We start from the raw sequence: 20,113 nt of genomic DNA on the forward strand, positions 1-20,113 counted from the left end.
AGAGGGTGTACTCCGGGGACGGGGAGGAGAGCGGGGCGTCGGAGGGCACGGAAGCGGGAGCGGAGGTACCGGTGCCGGTGCCCCAGGTCTCCGACGGGATGGGAAGGGTGCCGGAGGTCGCCGACGCGACAGGCGGGATGCCAGAGGTCTCCGGGGCGACGGGCGAGGTGGCGGAGGTCTCCGACGCGACAGGCGAGGTGGCGGAGGTCTCCGACGCGACAGGCGGGATGCCAGAGGTCGCCGACGCGACGGGCGAGGTGCCGGAGGCCGCCGACGCGACGGGCGAGGAAGCGCGGACCTCCAACGTGACCGACCAGCAGGCGCACGCCTCCGACGCCACGGACGAGGTGCCGTAGACCTCGGACGCGACAAGCGAACAGGCGCACGCCTCCGACGCCACGAACGAAGAAGCGCAGGCCTCCGACGCGCTGTGTGAAGAGGCGGCCGGGTCGGCAGCGGCAGCCGCAGCGGCAGCGGCTCTGGGCACGGCCCCCCGGCGGCGGGTACGGGATGCCATCAGAGGATGTGCTCCGGGGACGGGGAGGAGACCGGGGCGTCGGCAGGCACGGCGGGAGCCGAGGTGCCCGGTGCCGAGGTCTGGGACGTCTCCGACGCGATGGGTGAGGGGGCGGCCGGGCCGTCGGCGACCGTGCCGGGGCCGGCGCTGTCGCCGCCCGTGGTCTGGGTCGGGGCGACCGAGGGCTCGGGGCTGGTGGTGACGGGCGGGGTGACCGACGCGCTGGGCGGCGGGGTGACCGACTGCGTCGGCTGCGTCGACGGATCGGCGCTGACCGACGGGTTGCCGCCCGGCTGGGTGGCGGTGGCCGACGGATCGGCGGACGTCCCCGGCCTGCCCGGGCTCACGGTGGCACCGGGCGCGGTGCCGCTGACTCCCGGAACCGGCGTGGCTCCGCCGCTGACCGTCGGGGTGGTCCCCGGGATCACCCCCGCGGCGGCGGAGGGCTCGGCGGACTCGGCCGGCATCGGGCTGGTGTCGAGCTTGCCGGCCGGGGCGTCGTCCTTCGGGCCGGTCATGGGGAGCCAGGGCGCGTTGGAGTTGCCGGACAGCAGGGTGACGACGATGACGACGGCGTAGACCGCGCAGGCCAGGCCGACGGCGATGCCGATCCGGCGGAAGCGTCGGCTGCGCCGGCCCGACTCGTCGACGAAGACCGGGCCGTCGGAGCCCTCGGATCCGCCGTCGCCTCCGGAGCGGCCCTCGATACGGCCGTCGTCGTTCCCGCTGACCGCGTCGAGCTGGACCGTCACCTCGTGCGGGTCGTGGGTGCCGTCGGCACCGCTGCCGGACTCGTCCCAGGGATCGCGTACGACGGCTCTGCGGCCGGGCGGCTCGGGGAGGTCCCGGCCGCGGTCCGCTCTCGGGGCCCCCGGGAAGTCACCCTTCCTCTTCCCGGCGAAGTCACCCTTCCCGGCCTCAACTCGGGCTCCGGTCGCCCCGGTTCCTCCGGCGTCCTCGGTTTCCCTGATTTCTCCGGTTTCCGGAAAAGCCTGGGTGGCTCCCCCGGTCGTCACGGTGCCCTGGGTGCCTGATGCAACCTCGGGCCATTCCGGTTGGGCGTCTTCTCGCCACTTTTTCACGCGCACGCACATCCCCCACGGGCTAATCTGGGCGCGCTGTCGACCTTGAGCACACGTCGGCCGAACCGGGCCCCCACCCGGTCCGAGCGCCCCCTTTACCACACCGTGCTCAGGCCACGAATGTAGCGCACACGGGGGAGGGGTGTTCGCCATGTGTCATTTGTGGATGTTCATATGGGCCTCATCGGTGGCTGGAACCCATCCATCGGAGGGCCGACGAAGCCAGTCAAGTTCGACGGAAAGTTCGATTGCGGCGCGTCGGAGGGCATCGAACGCGGGGTGCTCCAGACCCCTGCGCCACACCAGCGACACGGGCGACAGCGGTACCGGGTCGATCAGTGGACGCAGCACGGTGCCAGGCATGGCCGGAAAATCCAGGACCGCGAGAACCGGGTTCCGGGTCTTCGCCATGATCCGCCGGAACTCCTCGTCGCCGACCGCGAGCGGGGCCGGCGGAGCGAGCTGGATGCCCCGTCCTTCGAACAACCGACGAGCGAGATCGGTCCATTCCGGAGTGCGCGGATTTCCGGCCCCCGCGTAGACCGTCTCACCCTCCAGGGCGGCGAGCGGCACCCGCTCCAGAGAGGCCAGCCGATGGTCCTCGGGCAGGACGACGGCCATGCGCTCGTACCGCACGGGCTGGTGGTCCAGGCCCACCCGCAGCGCCGGGTCCAGACCGGCGAACCGGCCGAAGGACGCGTCGAGGCGACCGGCCAGCAGTTCCCCCGCCGCGCCCGTCAGGCCGCTCTCGTAGCGGGCCATCAGCTCCTGGTCGGGGGCGAGTTCGCGGGCCCGCAGCAGCACGGCGCGGGCGGTGGCCTGGTCGGGGTAATTCAGGTCCACGAGCAGGGGGCGGGCCTGCGTGAAGGCGGCGAGCAGCGCGTCCTGGGCGTCCAGGGCCCGGCGGGCGTACGGCACCAGCCGCTCGCCGTCGGCGGTCAGGGTCACCTGGCGGGTGGTGCGCACGAACAGCTCCGCGCCCAACTCACGCTCCAAGCGCCGTACATCACGGCTGAGCGCCTGCTGGGCGACGTAGAGCCGGGCCGCCGCGCGCGTGAAGTGGAGCTCGTCGGCGACGGTGAGGAAGGCGCGCAGGAGACGGGGGTCGAGGTGGTGGGAGCGGGGGCCGGGTCTCGGGCTGGGCACGGACATCGGGCGAACTTACAACACAGGTGCGTGAATCGGTACGGAGAAGGTGTTGGACCCCTTGATCGTCTCCACGCGACGGTGGGTGCATGCCGCAACCGAACCGACCGATGTTCACCACCACCGCGGACGCGCTCGTCATCGTGGACTTCAGCGCACGAGGAGCGCGAGACCCACGTGCCCAGCGCGCTGCTTGCTCGCGGGTCCCCGGCCCCTACCGCCGCCTTCTCGCCACCCCCGGAGCCCGCGCCTTCACCGTCGGGAACCTTCTCGCCCGGCTTCCCATGGGCATGTTCAGCGTCAGCGCGGTCGTGATGATCGCGGGGACGCGTGGGTCGTACGCCCTCGCCGGCGCCGTCACCGCGACCGGTCTCGCGGCCACCGCGGTGGTCGGCCCGTGGACCGCGCGGCTCGTCGACCGACACGGACAGGCCAGGATCGCCGTACCGGCCACGGCACTCGCCGCACTGGGTTCGCTGGCGCTGCTGCTGTGCGTGCGCCTCGGCGCCCCGGCGTGGACGCTCTTCGTGTCGTACGCCGCCACCGCCACGACGCCCAACCTCGGCGGGATGTCCCGCGCCCGCTGGGCCCACCTCCTGCGCGGCGACGAGAGATCGCTGCATGTCGCGAACTCCTTCGAGCAGGTCGTGGACGAGGCGTGCTTCATGGCGGGCCCGGTCCTCGCGGCCCTCCTGTGCACGAGGCTCTTCCCTGAGGCGGGCACGCTGACCGGGGTGGCGCTGCTGGTGACGGGCGTGCTGGTGTTCACGGCACAGCGATCGACGGAACCACCGGTGCGCGGGGGCGGCCTCGCGAAGGCGCCGTTCCGCGCCCGCGGCATCCCGTCCCTGCTCGCCGTCTGCCTCGCCATGGGTGCCGTGTTCGGCTCCATGGAGGTCGTCACCATCGCCTTCGCCGACACGCAGGGACACCGCTCGGCGGCCGGGTTCGTGCTCGCGCTCCAGGCGGCGGGTTCGTGTGCGGCGGGGCTCGTCTACGGGGCGAAACGCCGGACCGGGTCCGCCGAGGACCGCTATGTGTGGTGCATAGCCGCCATGACGGCCCTGCTGACACTCCCGCTGCTGGCCGCCTCCCTCACCGGCTCCCTGCTCGCGCTGGCGGCCGCGCTGCTCGTCGCCGGGATGGCGACCGCCCCGACGATGGTCACCGGGATGACCCTGATCCAGCAACGCACCCCGCCCGGCCGCCTCAACGAGGGCATGACCCTTGCCGTGACCGGCCTGCTCGGCGGAATCGCCTGCGGAACCGCGGCCGGCGGCTGGACAGCGGAACACATGTCGCCAACGGCGGCCTACGCCATCCCGGTCACGGCAGCCGCGGCGGCCTTGACGACCGCCCTCGCCCGGACAAGACGCTTCCACGAACGACTCCGGCGAGCAGACCGGTGACGGCGGGACCGCGCCCTACGACACCCCGGTCACGACAACCACAGCCACCCTGACGACCAACCACGCCCGAACAAGACGCCGGCATGAGCGGACGCCGGCGAGCAGGCCAGTGACGGCGGGACCGCGCCCTACGGCACCCCGATCACGACAACCACAGCCACCCTGACGACCAACCACGCCCGAACAAGACGCTGGCATGAGCGGACGCCGGCGAGCAGACCGGTGACGGCAGGACCGCGACCTACGGCACCCCCCACCGTCGCCGCCCCGCTCCCTAGCACCGCCCGCAGAAGCCGGGCCGACGGCTGGACAGCGGAACACACGCGGAACACACGCGGAACACACGTCGCCGACGGCGCGCTACGGCATCTCCGTCACGGCAGCCACAGCGGCCCCGGCAACCGCCCCCACCCAGACAAGACGCTTCCGCGAACGACGCCGACGCGCAGGCCCGTCCCGGTGGGCCCGCGCACTACGGCACCCCCGCCACAGCCCAAGCAGCCCGACAACCACCCTCACCCGGACAAGACGCCTCCGCGAGCGACGCCAGCGAGCAGACCCGTCCCAGCGGCCACCACGCCCTACGGCACCCCCGCCACAACAGCCCGACAACCACCCTCACCCCAACAAGTCCCACCAGGGCCGCCCCCCACCCACTGCTCCGACGATCGCCCCCTCGACCAACCCCGTCGTCGAATCGCTTCACCCGATCCTGCATAACCCATTGACGACCTTCAAAGCCCCCACATACGTTCCTTCGTCGAAGCGCTTCGACAGGGGTCGTCGAATCGAGTCGAATCGACGACCCCTGCCCGGTGCGCGGCCCGAAGCACCATCCGACTCCCCGGAGGTACGGGATGTTGACGGCACGAAGGCGTGTGGTGGGAGCGGCGGTGATCCTGAGCGGATCGCTGCTGCTGACAGCCTGCGGGGGCTCGGACAGCGGGTCCTCCGACGGGAAGACACTGCGGCTGTGGCACTACGAGGGTCCGACCAGCGCGATGGGCATCGCCTGGAAGGAGGCGATCAAGGAGTTCGAGGCCACGCACCCCGGCGTGAAGGTGAAGTTCGAGGAGAAGAGCTTCGACCAGATCCAGAAGACCGCCCCGATGGTCCTCAACTCCTCGGACGCGCCCGACCTCATGGAGTACAACAAGGGCAATGCGACCGCGGGCCTGCTCTCCAAGCAGGGCCTGCTCACCGACCTCACGGAAGAGGCGGCCAAGCGCGGCTGGGACAAGAAGCTCAGTCCGAGCGTCCGCACCACCAGCCTCTACGACACCAACGGCGTGATGGGCTCCGGCAAGTGGTACGGCGTCCCCAACTACGCCGAGTACACGCTGGTCTACTACAACAAGGACCTCTTCAAGAAGTACGGCATCGCCGAGCCGAAGACGTTCGCCGAACTGAATGCCGCGATGGACAAGTTCGTGGACGAGGGAGTCACCCCCCTCGCCAACGGCGGCGCCGCCTACCCCGCCCAGCAGTACCTGTACCAGCTGGCGCTGTCGAAGGCCGACCGCTCGTGGGTCGATGCCTACCAGCTCTACAAGGGCAGGACCGACTTCCACGACGCCGCCTGGACCTACGGCGCCGGGACCTTCGCCGACTGGGTCAAGAAGGGCTACTTCAGCAAGAGTTCCAGCGGCCAGAACGAAGAGGCCGCCGGTGTCTCCTTCACCTCCGGCAAGGCGCCGATCCTGTTCTCCGGCAGCTGGTGGTACGGCCGCTTCAAGACGGACAACAAGTTCGACTGGGGCACCTTCCGCTGGCCCGACTCGAAGCTCACCCTCGGCTCCGGCGGCAACCTCTGGGTCGTACCGAAGGGTTCGAAGAACAAGGACCTCGCCTACGACTTCATCGACATCACCATGTCGAAGAAGATCCAGAACCTGCTCGGCAACTCCGGCGGGGTGCCCGTCGCGGCCGACGCCTCCGCCATCACCGACCCCCAGTCCAAGACCCTGATCGACGACTTCAACACCCTCTCCAGGGACGACGGCCTGGCCTTCTACCCCGACTGGCCGGTCCCCGGCTTCTACGACGTCCTCGTCTCCGGAACTCAGAAGCTGATCACGGGCAGCGAGAAGCCCGACGACTACCTCAGCGATCTCCAGGACGCCTACGACAAGGGCGCGCCGAAGCAATGACGACGACCGTCGAGCGGAGTGCGCGGACGGTCGGCAAGGGCAGCACTCCACAGTCCCCGCGCCGGCCCCGCGACTCCTACGCCCTCTTCCTCCTGCCGGGCGCCCTCGCCTTCCTCGCGGTCATCGTCCTGCCGTTCGTGATGAACACGTACGTGAGCTTCACGGACTGGCAGGGCGTGGGCTCCCCCAAGTGGTCGGGACTGGCCAACTACCGCGAGCTGCTGGACGATTCCGAGTTCTGGGCGTCCTTCCGGCACAGCCTGTTCATGGTCGTGGCGATGGCGGCGATCCCCACGGCCCTCGGGCTGGTCCTCGCCGCGGCCCTGTTCGACTACGTCGGCAAGCACTTCGGGTCCAGGACAGCCGCCGTTCTGCGCGCCTGCTTCTACCTCCCCCAGGTGCTGCCGATCGCGGTCGCCGGCATCGTCTGGAGCTGGATCCTCGCCCCCGACAACGGCTCCCTGAACGCCCTCCTCAAGGCGATCGGCCTGGGCAGCCGGCAGCAGGACTGGCTCGGCGACCCGGACCTCGCCCTCTACAGCGTCATGGGCGTCATGGTCTGGGTCCAACTGGGCTTCCCGCTGGTCATCTTCATGGCCGGCCTGCAACGCGTCGACCCGCAGCTGCACGAGGCGGCCGAACTGGACGGCGCCGGCTGGTGGCGCCGCTTCCGGCACATCACGCTGCCGCAGATCCGGCCGGAGATCTACGTCGTCCTCACCTGGTGCTCGATCGCCGCGCTCAAGGTGTTCGGCGCGGTGTACGTGCTCACGAAGGGCGGGCCCGGCGGCGCCACGGACGTGCCGTCCTACTTCTCCTTCACCACGTTCTTCGAGAAGACGCAGGTCGGATACGGCGCCGCGATCTCCACCGTGCTCACCGTCATCATCCTCGCGCTCTCCCTGATCGGTCTCAGGCTCCAGGAGAGGACCGACGCATGACGACCGCCCTGCGCCGCTACCCGGTGCTGATCGCCCTGTGCATCGCGGCCCTGTTCATGATCGTGCCGTTCCTCATCGTCACGGTGAACGCCTTCAAGTCCCCCACGGAGTACGCCCAGAACGGCCCCCTCAGCCTCCCCGACGGCCTCTACACCCAGGGCATCAAGGACTTCTGGGAGCGCGTCGACTTCGGGCAGAAGCTGGCCAACTCGGTACTGATCAGCGGCTCGGTGGCCGTACTGGCCGTGATCCTGTCGGTCCTCAACGCCTACGCGATCGGCATCGGCCGTATCAAGGGCCGCACCTGGGTCCTCGCCTTCTTCGTCCTGGCGAACATGCTTCCGCAGGAGGCGCTGGTCTACCCGGTCTACTACCTGAGCAAGGAAGTCGGCCTCTACGACACGAGGTTGAGCGTGATCATCGTGTTCACGGTGATCCAGGCGGCCTTCGGCACGTATCTGCTCTCCGCGGTCCTCGGCCAGTTCCCGCGCGAGATCCTGGAGGCGGCCCGGATCGACGGCGCGAACAAGTGGCAGGTCCTGTGGCGGATCGTCGTCCCCGTCAGCCGCCCCACCCTCGGTGTGCTGCTGGTCTTCTTCTTCATCTGGACCTGGAACGAGTTCCTGCTCCCCCTGGTCATGCTGATCTCCAACGACAACCAGACGGTGTCGGTGGCTCTCGGCGTCCTCCAGGGCCAGCGCCTGATGGACGCCACGATGACCAACGCGGCCGCCCTGCTCGGGGTGCTCCCCGCGATCGTGTTCTTCCTCGTCTTCCAGCGAACCCTCACCCGCGGTATCGCCGTGGGTGCCGTGAAGTAAGGACCCCCCACAGATGAAGTTCACCGACGGCTACTGGCTGCTGCGCGAGGGCGTCACCGCCGCCCATCCGGCCCAGGTCCACGAGGTCGCCGCGACGGACGGCCGGCTGGACATCCTCGCGCCGACCCAGCCCATCCGCCGCCGCGGCGACCTGTTGAAGGGACCGGTCGTGACGATCAGCGCCCACGCCCCGATACCCGACGTCATCGGCGTCACCTTCACCCACTTCGAGGGCGAGCAGCCGCAGGGCCCCCAGTTCGAGGTCCGTAAAGAGGACGTCACGGCGCACACGGAGTACGACGAGGAGCACGCCACCCTCACCTCCGGCGCGCTGTCGGTCCGGGTGGCCCGCACCGGCACCTGGCAGGTCGACTTCCTCGCGGGCGGCCGGCTGCTGACCGGCAGCGGCCCCAAGGGCATGGGCATCATGCGGGACGCCTCGGGCGCCCACTACCTGCGCGAGCAGCTGGGCCTCGGCGTGGGCACCTCGGTGTACGGCCTCGGCGAACGCTTCGGGCCGCTGGTGAAGAACGGCCAGGTCGTGGACATCTGGAACGCCGACGGCGGCACGGCCACCGAACAGGCCTACAAGAACGTCCCGTTCTACCTCACGGACGCGGGCTACGGCGTCTTCGTCGACCACCCGGGCAAGGTCTCCTTCGAGGTCGGCTCGGAAGCGGTCTCCCGGGTGCAGTTCAGCGCGGAGACACAGGAGTTGACGTACTACGTCATCTACGGCCCGAGTCCGAAGGAGATCATCCGCAAGTACACGGCCCTCACCGGCCGCCCGGCCCTCCCGCCCGCCTGGTCCTTCGGCCTGTGGCTGTCGACGTCCTTCACGACGTCGTACGACGAGGAGACGGTGACGAGCTTCATCGAGGGCATGCGGGAGCGCGAACTCCCGCTGTCCGTCTTCCACTTCGACTGCTTCTGGATGCGCGAGTTCAACTGGTGCGACTTCCAGTGGGACCCGCGGGTCTTCCCCGACCCGGAGGGCATGCTCGCGCGGCTGCACGAGCGGGGCCTGCGGGTCTCCGTGTGGATCAACCCGTACATCGCCCAGAGGTCCCCGCTGTTCGCGGAGGGCAAGGCACTCGGCCATCTCCTCAGGCGCCCGGACGGGAGCGTGTGGCAGTGGGACCTGTGGCAGCCCGGCATGGCCCTGGTCGACTTCACCAGCCCGGCCGCCCGCGACTGGTACGCGTCCAAGCTGGAGGCACTCCTCGCGCAGGGCGTGGACTGCTTCAAGACCGACTTCGGCGAGCGGGTCCCGCTGGACGTGGAGTGGTCCGACGGCTCCGACCCGGAGCGGATGCACAACTACTACACGTACCTCTACAACCAGACCGTCTTCGACGTGCTGCGCAAGCACCGCGGCGAACAGGAGGCGGTGGTCTTCGCCCGCTCGGCGACCGCGGGCAGCCAGCAGTTCCCGGTGCACTGGGGCGGTGACTGCGAGGCGACCTACGAGTCGATGGCCGAGTCCCTGCGCGGGGGGCTGTCGCTGGGCCTGTCCGGCTTCGGCTTCTGGAGCCACGACATCGGCGGCTTCGAGGGCACCCCGACACCGGCGCTGTTCAAGCGCTGGCTGGCCTTCGGACTCCTCTCCTCCCACAGCCGGCTGCACGGCAGCTCCTCCTACCGGGTGCCGTGGCTGTTCGACGAGGAGTCCGTGGACGTCCTGCGGCACTTCACCCGTCTCAAGCTGCAGCTCATGCCCTACCTCTACGAGGCCGCGCGCACCGCCCACGCCGAGGGCGTGCCGGTGATGCGGGCGATGGTCCTGGAGTTCCCGGACGATCCCGGGTGCGCGCACCTGGAGCGGCAGTACATGCTCGGCCCCGACCTGCTGGTCGCGCCGGTGTTCAACGACGCGGGCGAGGTCTCCTACTACGTCCCGGAGGGCACCTGGACCCACTTCGTGACCGGCGAGACGGTCACCGGGCCGCGCTGGATGCGCGAGAAGCACGACTTCCTCAGCGTCCCGCTACTGGTCAGGCCGGGTGCGGTGCTCCCGGTCGGCGCGGTGGACGACCGGCCCGACTACGACCACGCCGACGGGGTGACCCTGCGGGCGTACGGCCTCGGGCGGGGCGAGCAGGTCACGGTACGGGTCGGCGAGGTCGCCTTCACCGTCGTACGCGAGGGGGACACGCTACGGGCGTCGTGCTCCGACCCCTCGGCGCCCTGGAGTCTGGCGGCCGCGGACAGGACGGCGCGGGCGCAGGCGGGCACCGGCTTCCTCTCCCTGGAGCTGGGCTGATGGTGAAGATCACGGACGTGGCGCGGCGGGCCGGGGTCTCCCCCAGCACCGTCTCCTACGCCCTCAGCGGCAAGCGTCCGATCTCCGAGGAGACCCGGCAGCGGGTCGAGGAGGCCGTCCGTGCACTGGGCTACCGCCCGCACGCGGGCGCCCGCGCCCTGGCCGGCCGACGGTCCAACGTTCTGGCACTGGTCGTGCCCCTGCGGACCGGGATCCACGTCCCGACCGTGATGCAGTTCGCGGTGTCGGTGGTGACGACGGCCCGGCGGCACGACCACGACGTACTGCTGCTGACCCAGGAGGAGGGCGAGGACGGCCTGACCCGGGTCGCGGACACGGGGCTGGTCGACGCGCTGATCGTGATGGACGTCCAACTCGACGACTCCCGGCTGCCGTTGCTGCGGTCGCTGGACCTGCCGTCCGTGCTGATCGGCTTCCCGGCCGCTCCGGAGGGTCTGACCTGCGTCGACCTCGACTTCAGGGCGGCGGGCGAGGCGTGCGTGGAGCATCTGGCGCGGCTGGGTCACCGCTCGGTGGCCCTGGTCGGCTCCCCACCGGAGGTCTATGTCCGCCGCACGGCCTTCGCCCAACAGGTGGTCCAGGGCTTCACGGCCGCCGCGGACCGCAGCGGTATGTCCTCGGCCGTCCACCCCTGCGAACCGGGCGGCGCCCGCGCGGTGGCCGAGCAACTCCTGCGGGAACAGCCCGCGTTGACGGGCGTGGTCATCCACAACGAGGCCCTGCTGGAGCCGCTGCTCGACGCCTTCGAGCACCTCGGCCTGCGCGTCCCGGCCGACCTGTCCGTCACCGCGATCTGCCCCGACGAACTCGCCGAGTCGGTCCGCGTCCCGATCACCTCGGTGGCACTGCCGTCGGCGGAGCTGGGCGCGCGGGCGGTGGAGCTCCTGATGAAAAAGCTGGACGGGACGGCCGTACCGGAGTCGACGTTGCTGCCTCCTCGGATGACGGAGCGGGCGAGTACGGGGTGGCGGACGGTTGCCTGACGCGTCGGCGGCTCTAGGCGAGTCCGCCATAGGTGACGGTCCTTGCCGGACCCGCTTCACGGGCCACGCGCTCGGCCAGGTCACGGCCCCACCGGTCCAGTTCCCCGCGCCTCGCGTCGTCCTTCGCGTCGTCCCGGTCGTTCAGGTACTGCTCCATGCCGGCAGCGAAGTCCCCGCACCCCTCCGCGCGGAGCGGGTACCACTTGTACTCGGCCTCGACGGTGATGCGGAGCGGATACGGCGGCGTGTCGTGCTCCTCGAGGGACCAGTGCAGCCGCCGGCACCCCCAGCAGACGAGCTTGTCGGTGCCGTACGCGTCGTCCCAGTACCGCACCACCCACTGCGGCCCGAGGTACCGGGCAAGGGCCTGGGCGGCCTCCAGACCCTGCTTCGCATGCCTGCGCACGGTCTGGCGGGTCGCGGACCCTCCCCCGGGGCGGGCCCGCGACCAGGACGTCAGCCGGTCGGCCAGGGACTCGGTCAGCCCGAGCCCCGGGTCGTCGAGTGCGACGGACCGGGTGAACCGGGAGAGGGCGTCGGCACCCTCCTCGTCCGCGAGATACAGCGGTGAGTCGTCACCCTGCGCACGGACGAGTACATGGCATGGAGCCGGCGTCCAGGTCATGCGGGTTCGCTCCCACGACGTAGTGGCAGGGCACTCCTCACTTCACCAGATGATCCACCTCGGACACAACGAACTCTCCGTACTCCATCGCCGACCCCAGCGCGGCCAGACGTGCGTAGTGCTCCGGAGAGAGGACCGCACCGACCGCGGTGCCGGTCTGCGCCATGGCCCGCAGCAGCAGCCGCAACGCAAGGTCCGGGGTGCAGTGGCGGACGCACTCGGCCAGAGCGCGGACGACCTCGTCCGGCAGGAAACGTGTCTCACCGATCTCGGCGAGGACCGCGTCGGCCAGCTCCGTGCCATCCCATCCGGCGGGGACCTCGTCGGGAGCGGCGGCCGGCGCGTGCCTGGACAGCCAGGAGTCGCACAGGCCGGTGAGCGTCTCCATCCACCGCGTCCCCGAGGTGACACCGCTGCGCCCTCCGGAGAAGAAGGTCGGCCCGACCGCGGTACCGGCCAGCCACAGCGCCTCGATCGTCTCCGATGCAAGGCGCAGCAGCAGCCGGGCGTCCCGCCGGAGCGCGAGCACGCTCCGCGGGTCCAGTTCGTCCCAGAGGTGGTAGCCGACCGCCTCGGTGGCCGTGGGCCCGTGATGGGTCCAGTCCTCGTGGAACATGCCCATCAGCCACGTCACACCGAAGTCGGACTCGTCGGCACTTCGCACTGGCCGTCACCTCCTGCGGTGGTCACTAGATCGGGAACGCCGTGAACACGTAGAAGCCGTTCTTGTGTCCCTTCGCCCTCTTGAGAACGATCTTGTAGCCGTTCCCGGCGACATTGACGGAGCCGTTCGCCTGAGCCACCTTCCCGAGCGAGCCCGAACCGAAGGTACCGGTCAGAGGCTTCTCGCGGGCGCTGCCCCTGAGCCACTTCTGGATCTCCGCCGCCTTGGTGGACAGGGCGTGATCCACGACCGACTGCGCCGTGGCGAGATCCGTGAAGACACCGTTGGGCCCTCCCTTCTTGCCGGCCAGCTCCTTCGCCCGCTCCACGGAGGTGACGAACCCGGCACCGGTGCCGAACGTGTGCTCGTCCAGGACGTGCGCCAGCCCGTTGAACTCCTGAGCATCGGCCGCGATGTTGGTGCAGTTGTGGACCAGGACCGGAGTGCTGCCCGCTACCGCGTAGAAGGTGTGCAGACCGGACACGGTCAGGTCGTACACCGTCCGGGGTGCCGCCAGATCGCGGTCGTTCACCTCGGCCACCGTGCGCGGGGTCCCGTCGGGAGTGCGCAGGCTGTCACCGGCCCGCAGGTCGGAGGCGGGGGTCCAACCACGGCCGGTGACGTGGAACTTGTGCCCCGAGGTGCTGGTCAGGCTTCCGCCGCCCGCCAAGGTGATGTCCAGCAGGTCCTGCGTGGGGTGCGAGAAAGTGCGGGTGACCCGCTCGCCCACGGTGCGCCCGGTGGCCGGGTCGGTGGCCAGGAGCAGGTCGCCGTCCCGTACATCACGGATCGCCTTGCGTGCGCCGTCCGCGAGGACCACTTCGGTGCCGCCGGGGAAGCTGTTGATCGTGCAGGCGGTGCGCAGATCCTCGAACACCCTGGCGCTGCGCTCGATCTCATTGAGCGTACGGGCGTCCACGTCGAGGGCCCGCAGCGCCTTCAATGCGTCCGCGACCCCGACACCGCTGCGCATGGCGACATCAACCGCGCGGATGGCCTCCGTGACCTTCCCGATCGCGCCCCCCAACGGCAGCCAGGTCGCGGCCCAGGCGCAGTCGCCGTAGCTGCCGCCATCGTCGGCGCTGGTCATCTTGTGGTAGCAGCCGGTGAAGTCACCGATGATCGAGTCGAAGAGGCCCTTCCACAGATCCTTGGTCGCCTCCCACGAGGAGATGGTGACCTTCTTCTTCAGGTCCTTGAACGGCTTGGTGGTGAGGAAGTACGTGTCCTCGGCCGGGCAGCCCGACTCCGTGGCCGGAACATCCGGGTTCTCACAGAAGTAGTAGCTGACGATCGCGTCGAAATGCACCTCGAACACCAGGTCGCAGGGAAGGCGCGAGCAGTCGTCCGGCAGCCGCTGCGGGTCCCCCCGCTGCTTGATGTCGTCGATGACGGAGAACACCCCGCCGATCCCGGTCCCGGCACCCGCCTGCACCTGGCTGTTGGCGTCCTTGCGTCCGGCCTGGTCGGCCGCCTGCTGCGCCGACTCCGCGTACTTCTGCGCGTCCTTCGCCGCCTCTTCCGCCGCCGTCGCCTCGGCGTCCGCGCGGTCGGCCGCCGCGCGGGCGTCCTTCGCGGCCTGTTCGGCCTCGGCTGCCGCCGAGCGGGCGGCCTCCGCGTCCAGGGCCGCCTGGTCGGCGGAGGAGCGGGCGTCCACCGCGTAGGTCTCGGCCTGGTCGGCCGCCCGGTCGGCGGCCTCGGCATCCACGGTGGCCTGGCGGTCGTACTCCTTCGCGCGGGCCAGGGAGGCCTGGGCGTCCGCCGCGTACTGGGCGGCCTCGGCGGCGTAACCGAGCGCCTCCTTCGCCGACCTGCGGGCGTCCGCCGCGAACCCGGCGGCCTCCGCGGCCAGCGTGTACGCCGCCTTCGCGTCACCGGTGGCCGCCGCCGCGAGGCTCGCCGCCTGGGCCGCGTTCTTCTGCGCGTTGACCGCGTGCGCCTCGGCGACCGCCTGCTGCTGCTCGGCGATCGTCTTCGACGACTGGCCCGACAGGACGGCGAGGCCCGCCGCCGAGTCGGTCGTGACGTACGGCGCTCCCAGCTGGATCGCGTCGTTGGCCGGGGCGGCGACCTGCTGGGCCGCGTTGCCGGCGTCCTCCGCCGCCTGGGCGGTGGTGTAGGCGTGCCCGGCCGCGTCGGCCGCGCCGGCGACCGCCTTGGCGGCCTCGGCCTTCGCCGCGTCGGCCTGCTTCATGGCGTCGGCGGCGTGCTTCTCGGCCTCGTCGGCCAGCTTGACCGCGGTCCGCGCGGCGGAGGCCGAGGCCTCGGACGCCTTGATGGCGTCGGCGGCGGCACTGGTCGCCGTACTGACGGCCGCGTCCGCCCGCAGCTTGGCGGCCTGGGCCGCGTCCGCGTCGGAACGGGCCCGCCGGGCGGCGGCCTCCGCGCGAGTGGCGGCGGCGTCCGCGTCGGCCGCGGCCTGGGTGGCCGCGTCCGCCTCGGAGCGGGCCGAGCGTGCGGCCGACTCCGCGTCGTCGGCGGCCTTGTCCGCCTGGTCGGCGGCGGCCCGGGACTCCGTGGCATCGGATGCCGAGTCATGAGCCTCGGCGTAGGCGTCCTTGGCGTCCGCCTTGGCACGGGCCGCGTTGGCCTGGCTCTCGGCGTCCCACGCGTCGTCCCGCTTGCCCTTGGCCCGGTCCCGCGCGCCCTCGGCGTCCTGCCGCTTGGCACGGGCGGTGGACTCGGCGGTCTCCGCCCGGCCCTTGGCCTCCTGGGCGGTCTGCGCGTACCCCTGCGCGTTCTGCTTGTGCCGGGCGGCCTCGGCCTGCTTGGCGGCGGCGGTCTCCTTCTCCGCCTTCGCCGTCGCCGCCTCGGCTTCCGCCGCGAGCCGCTTGGCGTGCGCGTCGGCGGCCGCCGCCTTCGCGTCTGCCTCGGCCTTCTGCGTCTCGGCGAGCTTCGCCTTCGCGAGGTCCCGGGCCGCCTTGGCGGTCTGCGCCTGCAGGGCGGCGGCGTCGGCGGCGGCCTTCGCCTGCGCCCGGGCCTCGTTCGCGGCCGCGGTACGGAAGGCGGCCTTCGACTGCGCGGCCTGCGTCAGCGCGCGGGCGGCGATGGTCGCGCTGTCCCCGGCGGCTGCGCGGGTGGCCGAGTAGGCGGTGTCACCGGCTTTGGCGAGCGCGTCCAGCGCGGCCGCCGATGCCTTGGTGACCTGCGCCTTCTGCTGTCCGACGAGCAGACCCCGGCCCCGCGGAGCACCCGCCTTGTCGGCGATGCCGTACGCCGCCGCCAGCGCGGTGTCCGACGTGGTGGCGGCCGTCTTCGCCGCCGTGGCCTGGGCCTTGAGCAGGTCGACCTGCTTCTTCGCCTCGGTCTGGGCGTCCGTGACGCCCTTCTTCGCCTTGTCGAACTCCGCCTTGGTCGGGTAGCCGAGGCGGTCGGCGCCCTGGTGCCCGGACGGAACGATGTCGAACTTCTGCGGGTCGGTGCCCTTGCAGTCCCACATCCGCGTGTCGCGTCCCTTGTCGTAGGCAGCGAGATCGAGGCAGTTGGCGGTGACCGGGTTGTACAGGCGTGTGGTCCCGTGGGTGTCGTACTGCCACTGCTGCGCGGGGCTGCCGTTGCACGTCCAGATCCTCAACGCGGTGCCGTTCGCGGAGTCGGCTCTGGGGACGTCCAGGCACTTGCCGGAGTTGTCGTGGACCAGGGCGTTGTCGCTGTCGCTGATCCGCCACTTCTGCCCGGCGCTGCCGTTGCAGGTGTAGATCTGGACCGGCGTGCCGTTGTCCGTCTTGTTGTTCCCGACTTCGAGGCACATGTTGGCCGCGCCATGGGCGTGGATGACCATGGGACTGTTGCCGATCCAGCCGGGTCCGCCGGCCGACCAGTAGTCCTGCCAGCGGACCAGATGGTCGGCGCGCCAGGACAGCCCGAGCAGCTCGCCGAGCGCCTTGGAGCCGGCGGCGAGGGCCTTGGTGGCGGCCTTGTTGGCGGTCAGGATCTGGTTGCGCGGGGTGGCCTGCGCGGCGATCTCCTGCTGCCACTCGGCGGAGGCCGCGGCGACCTCCTTGCCGAGCACCTTGTTCGGGTCGACCGGGGAGCTCCAGGCGCAGGAGGCGAACCGGCTCTTCAGGTCCTCGACCGCGATGCGGTACTCGACGCTGCCCGGCTCGGGCGCGGAGCGCGGGAAACCGCCGTACGACAGGAAGAGCCGGGCGTCGTCGGCGGCCATCGGCTCCGGGGACCAGTTCAGCAGGCGGTCGTAGGCCTGGTGCAACTCGTACCACTGATTCCAGTCGGGCGCGTTCGGGTCGAGGTCGCCGCCGTACAGCGGGTCGCCCAGGTCCTTGACCGCCTTGAGGCCGGCCTCGTCGACCCTCGGGGTCGGGTCGCGGTAGAAGTCGCCCTCGTCCTTCCAGAACTGCTCCCAGATCCACTTGGAGATGCCGGTCTGCTGGAAGAAGTTGAGGCGGCCGTCATTGCTCGTCCCGGGCGGCCACATGAAGTCGACGTCCGACTCGAAGCCGCCGGGTGTGGGCAGCCCGGAGATCTCGAAGTCACTGATGTGCTCGAAGAGCGCCCGGTTCTCCTTGCCGGCGGCGTCCCTGTCCTGCTCGTACGCCGTCGCCAGCGGAGTGTGGTTCCAGTACTCCCGGTTCGCCGCGGCGTGCAGTTTGTCCGGCGTCTGGTTCAGTCCGTCCTGGGCGACGCCGAACATGGCCGGTCCGCCCATCCGCAGCACCTCGCCCAGCCGGCACTGGTCCTCCCGGAGCTGTTCGGCGGCCTTGGCGTCGAAGCCGTCGTAGCTGTCGCCGGCGTCGGCCACGGAAGCCATGTCGTCGGCCGCGTACCGGCTGATCAGTTCGGGCTGCACGGCGACTGAGCCGATGAGGCCCACGGCGACCGCGGACGTCAGCAGCGGTGTCAGGAGCCTGGATCGCGTGCGGGCACGCGTGAAGAGCCGATATCTCGGCATGGTGGTTGTCCTCCCCGTGGCGACGGTGTTCCCCCGGTCGCCGGTGTACGCGCCCCATGGCGGAGTGGTCGGCTCCGTCCGGCGCGGCGCTCACCTTAGACATATGTGTCGGGTGCAGGACAAGAGTTTTGTGGGTTACATGTGGGAAACATGTGAAGCCCGGGACGGTCCGGACAGTCCGGGACGGGGCATGGCAAAGGCCCCGCAGCCGTGAAGCTACGGGGCCTTTGCCCACATGGGGGTTGTCCCCGGAGGGACGAGTGGAGATGGCGGGAATCGAACCCGCGTCCAACGGTGCAGAACCAGGGCTTCTCCGTGTGCAGTTCGCTGCGATTTTCTCGGCCCCGGCGATCACGCGAACAAGTCGCCGACGGGCCCAGTCACTGTTTGGTTTCCCATCGAACCCCGTGACCGGGCTCGATGGTTTAGTCCCCTAAATTATGCCAGGATCCGGGTCGGGAACACTCCCGGGCTGACACCCGTTAGGGCCTTCGCTCACTGCTTATTAGGCAGCGAGGGCGAAGACGCGGGAATCGCTCTTGGAATTGGCGATTATTGGTTGCGACATATGGTTTACGAGATCATTGCCGCTTCCTCGACACGCTTCCCCTGCCTCAACAGCCGCTGTCGAAACCGATCATCCCCATGTTGTGTTGTCAATCAGCACACCGACCGCGGCCGGTGTTGACACCATCGTACGTGACCAACGCACGTCGATGCCACCGTATTCCCGGCGCCTCGGCGTCCCGGGCCCCTGGTCTACTGGCCCCGCTCCTTGCGCTTCACCGCCGCGATCGCGCGGTCCGACTCCCGCCGGTCCTGCTTCTCCCGCAGGGTCTGCCGCTTGTCGTACTCCTTCTTGCCTCGCGCGAGGGCGATCTCGGCCTTGGCCCGGCCGTTGGTGAAGTACAGGGCGAGGGGCACGATCGTGTGACCCGTCTCCTGGGCCTTCGTCTCCAGCTTGTCGATCTCCTCGCGGTGCAGCAGCAGCTTGCGCTTGCGGCGCGCGGAGTGGTTGGTCCAGCTGCCCTGGCTGTACTCGGGGATGTGGGCGTTGTGCAGCCACGCCTCACCGCCGTCGATCTGGACGAACCCGTCGGCCAGCGAGGTCCGCCCCTGGCGCAGCGACTTCACCTCGGTGCCGGTGAGCACGATCCCGGCCTCGTAGGTGTCGATGATCGCGTAGTCGTGCCGGGCCTTCTTGTTCTGGGCGACCAGCTTGCGCTTGCCCCCCTTCTCCCCGTCCTGCGCCTTGCCGCCCCCGCCACCCTGCTTCGGCTGGGACTCCTTCGGTACGTACATTCCCTTGCTCATAGTGCTGACCATTTTCGCACTAGGGAGGGGGGCCGGGGCCAGCCCTTAATCGAGCGGTGAAGGAGACCTCCCACACCGAGGACGAATGCCTAGGCGCCCAGCCCCGCGATCACCGTCTCCGCCTGCTGAAGGGCCTGGTCGTCCGCCTCCAGGTCGGGTGTGATCCCGCGCCCGTCGACGCCTCGCCCCGACGGAGTCCTGTAGTGCCCCACCGTCAGCTCGGCCACGGACCCGCCCGGCAGCGCGCTGGGCATCTGCACCGACCCCTTGCCGAACGTCCGCGACCCCACGACCACCGCCCGCCCCCGGTCCTGGAGGGCCCCGGTGAGGAGCTCGGCCGCGCTCATCGTCCCGCCGTCGACCAGCGCGACCAACGCCCGGCTCGTGTCCCCGCCGGGCTCCGCGTGCAGGGCCTGCTGCGATCCGTCGACGTCGTAGGTCGCCACCAGTCCCCCGTCGAGGAAGGCGGACGCCGTGGTGACGGCCTCGGTGACCAGCCCGCCGGAGTTCCCGCGCAGGTCGAGAATGATCCCGCCGCCGGCCGGGGCCTGCCGTACGGCGTCCCGGACCTCGTCGCCGACTCCCTTGGTGAACGAGTCGATCCTGATGACGGTGATCCCGCCGGCGAGTTCCCGAACGGCGACCGAGTCCGTGGACAGACGCGCACGCCGGACGGTCTGCGTCCACGCGCGTGTGCCGCGCTCGAGGCCGAGCCGGACCGCCGTACCGGCGGCCGCGTCCGTGGCGTCGCCGCGCAGTAAGGAGACCACCTCGGTGACCGGATGCCCGTCCACCCGCTCCCCGTCGACACTGCGCAGCCGGTCACCCTCGCGGATCCCGGCGGCGGCCGCGGGCGAGTGGGAACTCACCCTGGTCACCTCGATACGGCCGTCCCGCTCGCGCCGCGCCCACAGGCCGACGCCGGTGTACCGGCCGTCCAGGGCCTCCTCGAACTCCTCGTACTCACCCCGGGAGTAGACGGCCCCCCAGCGGTCCCCGCTGCGGCTGACGGCACGCGCGGCGGCCTCCACGGGGGACGTGCCGTCGGCCATGGCCTCCTCGGCCGCCTCGGTCACGTCCTCGTGGTGACCCGCGGGGGCGACCGAACGGGCCGCGTCCGACGAGGACTTGGCGTCGCCGCCGTCGGCCTCGGGGAAGGAGCCGGTCGCCGCGCCGGCCACCAGCACGCTCGCGAACACCAATGTCAGGGCGGCCCCCCGGCGGATGCGGCGGGGTTGACAGAACAGATCTCGGCCCGACATGCCGGT

The 20,113-nt window shown here is 70.7% G+C and carries 14 protein-coding genes and 1 other RNA gene; 7 read left to right on the forward strand and 8 right to left on the reverse strand.

Features of this window, described 5'->3' with window-relative positions; all coding sequences use genetic code 11:
• The first annotated feature begins 5 nt into the window (after positions 1-5).
• Positions 6-356: a hypothetical protein gene (locus tag ACGFWE_RS15460; protein ID WP_393600163.1), complete on the forward strand. Its 351-nt coding sequence runs from the start codon at positions 6-8 to the stop codon at positions 354-356.
• A gap of 160 nt (positions 357-516) precedes the next feature.
• Here the strand turns inward: ACGFWE_RS15460 and ACGFWE_RS15465 are convergent, their stop codons facing one another.
• Together ACGFWE_RS15465 and ACGFWE_RS15470 are read right to left on the reverse strand one after the other, a co-directional pair.
• The gene (locus ACGFWE_RS15465) at positions 517-1,533 is read right to left on the reverse strand and encodes a hypothetical protein (RefSeq protein WP_393600164.1); all 1,017 of its coding nucleotides are present in this window, start codon (positions 1,531-1,533) and stop codon (positions 517-519) included.
• A gap of 222 nt (positions 1,534-1,755) precedes the next feature.
• Positions 1,756-2,751: a LysR family transcriptional regulator gene (locus tag ACGFWE_RS15470; protein ID WP_393600165.1), complete on the reverse strand. Its 996-nt coding sequence runs from the start codon at positions 2,749-2,751 to the stop codon at positions 1,756-1,758.
• Positions 2,752-2,834: 83 nt separating this feature from the next.
• Here ACGFWE_RS15470 and ACGFWE_RS15475 point away from each other — a divergent pair, with 83 nt between their 5' ends.
• The 6 genes from ACGFWE_RS15475 (at position 2,835) to ACGFWE_RS15500 (ending at position 11,333) form a co-directional block, all read left to right on the forward strand.
• Positions 2,835-4,154 (forward strand): MFS transporter, encoded by a 1,320-nt coding sequence (locus ACGFWE_RS15475; protein ID WP_393600166.1) that lies wholly within the window; start codon positions 2,835-2,837, stop codon positions 4,152-4,154.
• 857 nt (positions 4,155-5,011) lie between these two features.
• Positions 5,012-6,304, forward strand: coding sequence for an ABC transporter substrate-binding protein (locus tag ACGFWE_RS15480; RefSeq protein WP_393600167.1), 1,293 nt, complete (start codon positions 5,012-5,014; stop codon positions 6,302-6,304).
• Positions 6,301-7,245 (forward strand): carbohydrate ABC transporter permease, encoded by a 945-nt coding sequence (locus tag ACGFWE_RS15485; protein WP_393600168.1) that lies wholly within the window; start codon positions 6,301-6,303, stop codon positions 7,243-7,245. Before ACGFWE_RS15480 ends, ACGFWE_RS15485 begins: the two co-directional genes overlap by 4 nt.
• A complete protein-coding gene (locus ACGFWE_RS15490) occupies positions 7,242-8,066 on the forward strand; it encodes a carbohydrate ABC transporter permease (RefSeq protein WP_352391124.1) in 825 nt (274 codons plus the stop codon). The genes ACGFWE_RS15485 and ACGFWE_RS15490 overlap by 4 nt, the downstream gene beginning before the upstream one ends.
• 13 nt (positions 8,067-8,079) lie before the next feature.
• Entirely contained in the window at positions 8,080-10,329 is a 2,250-nt protein-coding gene (yicI, locus tag ACGFWE_RS15495) for an alpha-xylosidase (protein ID WP_393600169.1), read from the forward strand.
• Entirely contained in the window at positions 10,329-11,333 is a 1,005-nt protein-coding gene (locus tag ACGFWE_RS15500; protein ID WP_352391122.1) for a LacI family DNA-binding transcriptional regulator, read from the forward strand. The genes yicI and ACGFWE_RS15500 overlap by 1 nt, the downstream gene beginning before the upstream one ends.
• 13 nt (positions 11,334-11,346) lie before the next feature.
• Here the strand turns inward: ACGFWE_RS15500 and ACGFWE_RS15505 are convergent, their stop codons facing one another.
• The 6 genes from ACGFWE_RS15505 to ACGFWE_RS15530 form a co-directional block, all read right to left on the reverse strand.
• The gene (locus ACGFWE_RS15505; protein WP_352391121.1) at positions 11,347-11,958 is read right to left on the reverse strand and encodes a hypothetical protein; all 612 of its coding nucleotides are present in this window, start codon (positions 11,956-11,958) and stop codon (positions 11,347-11,349) included.
• Between the two features lie 37 nt (positions 11,959-11,995).
• Complete coding sequence (locus ACGFWE_RS15510; protein ID WP_352391120.1) at positions 11,996-12,622, reverse strand: hypothetical protein; 627 nt, start codon at positions 12,620-12,622, stop codon at positions 11,996-11,998.
• 25 nt (positions 12,623-12,647) lie between these two features.
• The gene (locus ACGFWE_RS15515; RefSeq protein ID WP_393600170.1) at positions 12,648-17,531 is read right to left on the reverse strand and encodes a ricin-type beta-trefoil lectin domain protein; all 4,884 of its coding nucleotides are present in this window, start codon (positions 17,529-17,531) and stop codon (positions 12,648-12,650) included.
• Positions 17,532-17,789: 258 nt separating this feature from the next.
• Positions 17,790-18,176, reverse strand: a transfer-messenger RNA (tmRNA) gene (ssrA, locus tag ACGFWE_RS15520).
• Between the two features lie 114 nt (positions 18,177-18,290).
• Positions 18,291-18,833, reverse strand: a complete 543-nt coding sequence (gene smpB / locus ACGFWE_RS15525) for an SsrA-binding protein SmpB (RefSeq protein ID WP_352391203.1) — start codon at positions 18,831-18,833, stop codon at positions 18,291-18,293.
• Between the two features lie 101 nt (positions 18,834-18,934).
• A complete protein-coding gene (locus ACGFWE_RS15530; protein ID WP_352391118.1) occupies positions 18,935-20,107 on the reverse strand; it encodes a S41 family peptidase in 1,173 nt (390 codons plus the stop codon).
• Positions 20,108-20,113 lie beyond the last annotated feature (6 nt).

Source organism: Streptomyces sp. NPDC048523, assembly GCF_043199815.1.
Taxonomy (GTDB): Bacteria; Actinomycetota; Actinomycetes; order Streptomycetales; family Streptomycetaceae; genus Streptomyces.

What these genes read in the sequence shown, in the direction of transcription:
- ACGFWE_RS15470 (WP_393600165.1), bottom strand. Translation starts at nt 2,751, where the DNA reads ATGTCCGTGCCCAGCCCGAGACCCGGCCCCCGCTCCCACCACCTCGAC.
- ACGFWE_RS15475 (WP_393600166.1), top strand. Translation starts at nt 2,835, where the DNA reads ATGCCGCAACCGAACCGACCGATGTTCACCACCACCGCGGACGCGCTC.
- smpB (WP_352391203.1), bottom strand. Translation starts at nt 18,833, where the DNA reads ATGTACGTACCGAAGGAGTCCCAGCCGAAGCAGGGTGGCGGGGGCGGC.
- ACGFWE_RS15490 (WP_352391124.1), top strand. Translation starts at nt 7,242, where the DNA reads ATGACGACCGCCCTGCGCCGCTACCCGGTGCTGATCGCCCTGTGCATC.
- yicI (WP_393600169.1), top strand. Translation starts at nt 8,080, where the DNA reads ATGAAGTTCACCGACGGCTACTGGCTGCTGCGCGAGGGCGTCACCGCC.
- ACGFWE_RS15515 (WP_393600170.1), bottom strand. Translation starts at nt 17,531, where the DNA reads ATGCCGAGATATCGGCTCTTCACGCGTGCCCGCACGCGATCCAGGCTC.
- ACGFWE_RS15500 (WP_352391122.1), top strand. Translation starts at nt 10,329, where the DNA reads ATGGTGAAGATCACGGACGTGGCGCGGCGGGCCGGGGTCTCCCCCAGC.
- ACGFWE_RS15480 (WP_393600167.1), top strand. Translation starts at nt 5,012, where the DNA reads ATGTTGACGGCACGAAGGCGTGTGGTGGGAGCGGCGGTGATCCTGAGC.
- ACGFWE_RS15505 (WP_352391121.1), bottom strand. Translation starts at nt 11,958, where the DNA reads ATGACCTGGACGCCGGCTCCATGCCATGTACTCGTCCGTGCGCAGGGT.
- ACGFWE_RS15530 (WP_352391118.1), bottom strand. Translation starts at nt 20,107, where the DNA reads ATGTCGGGCCGAGATCTGTTCTGTCAACCCCGCCGCATCCGCCGGGGG.
- ACGFWE_RS15485 (WP_393600168.1), top strand. Translation starts at nt 6,301, where the DNA reads ATGACGACGACCGTCGAGCGGAGTGCGCGGACGGTCGGCAAGGGCAGC.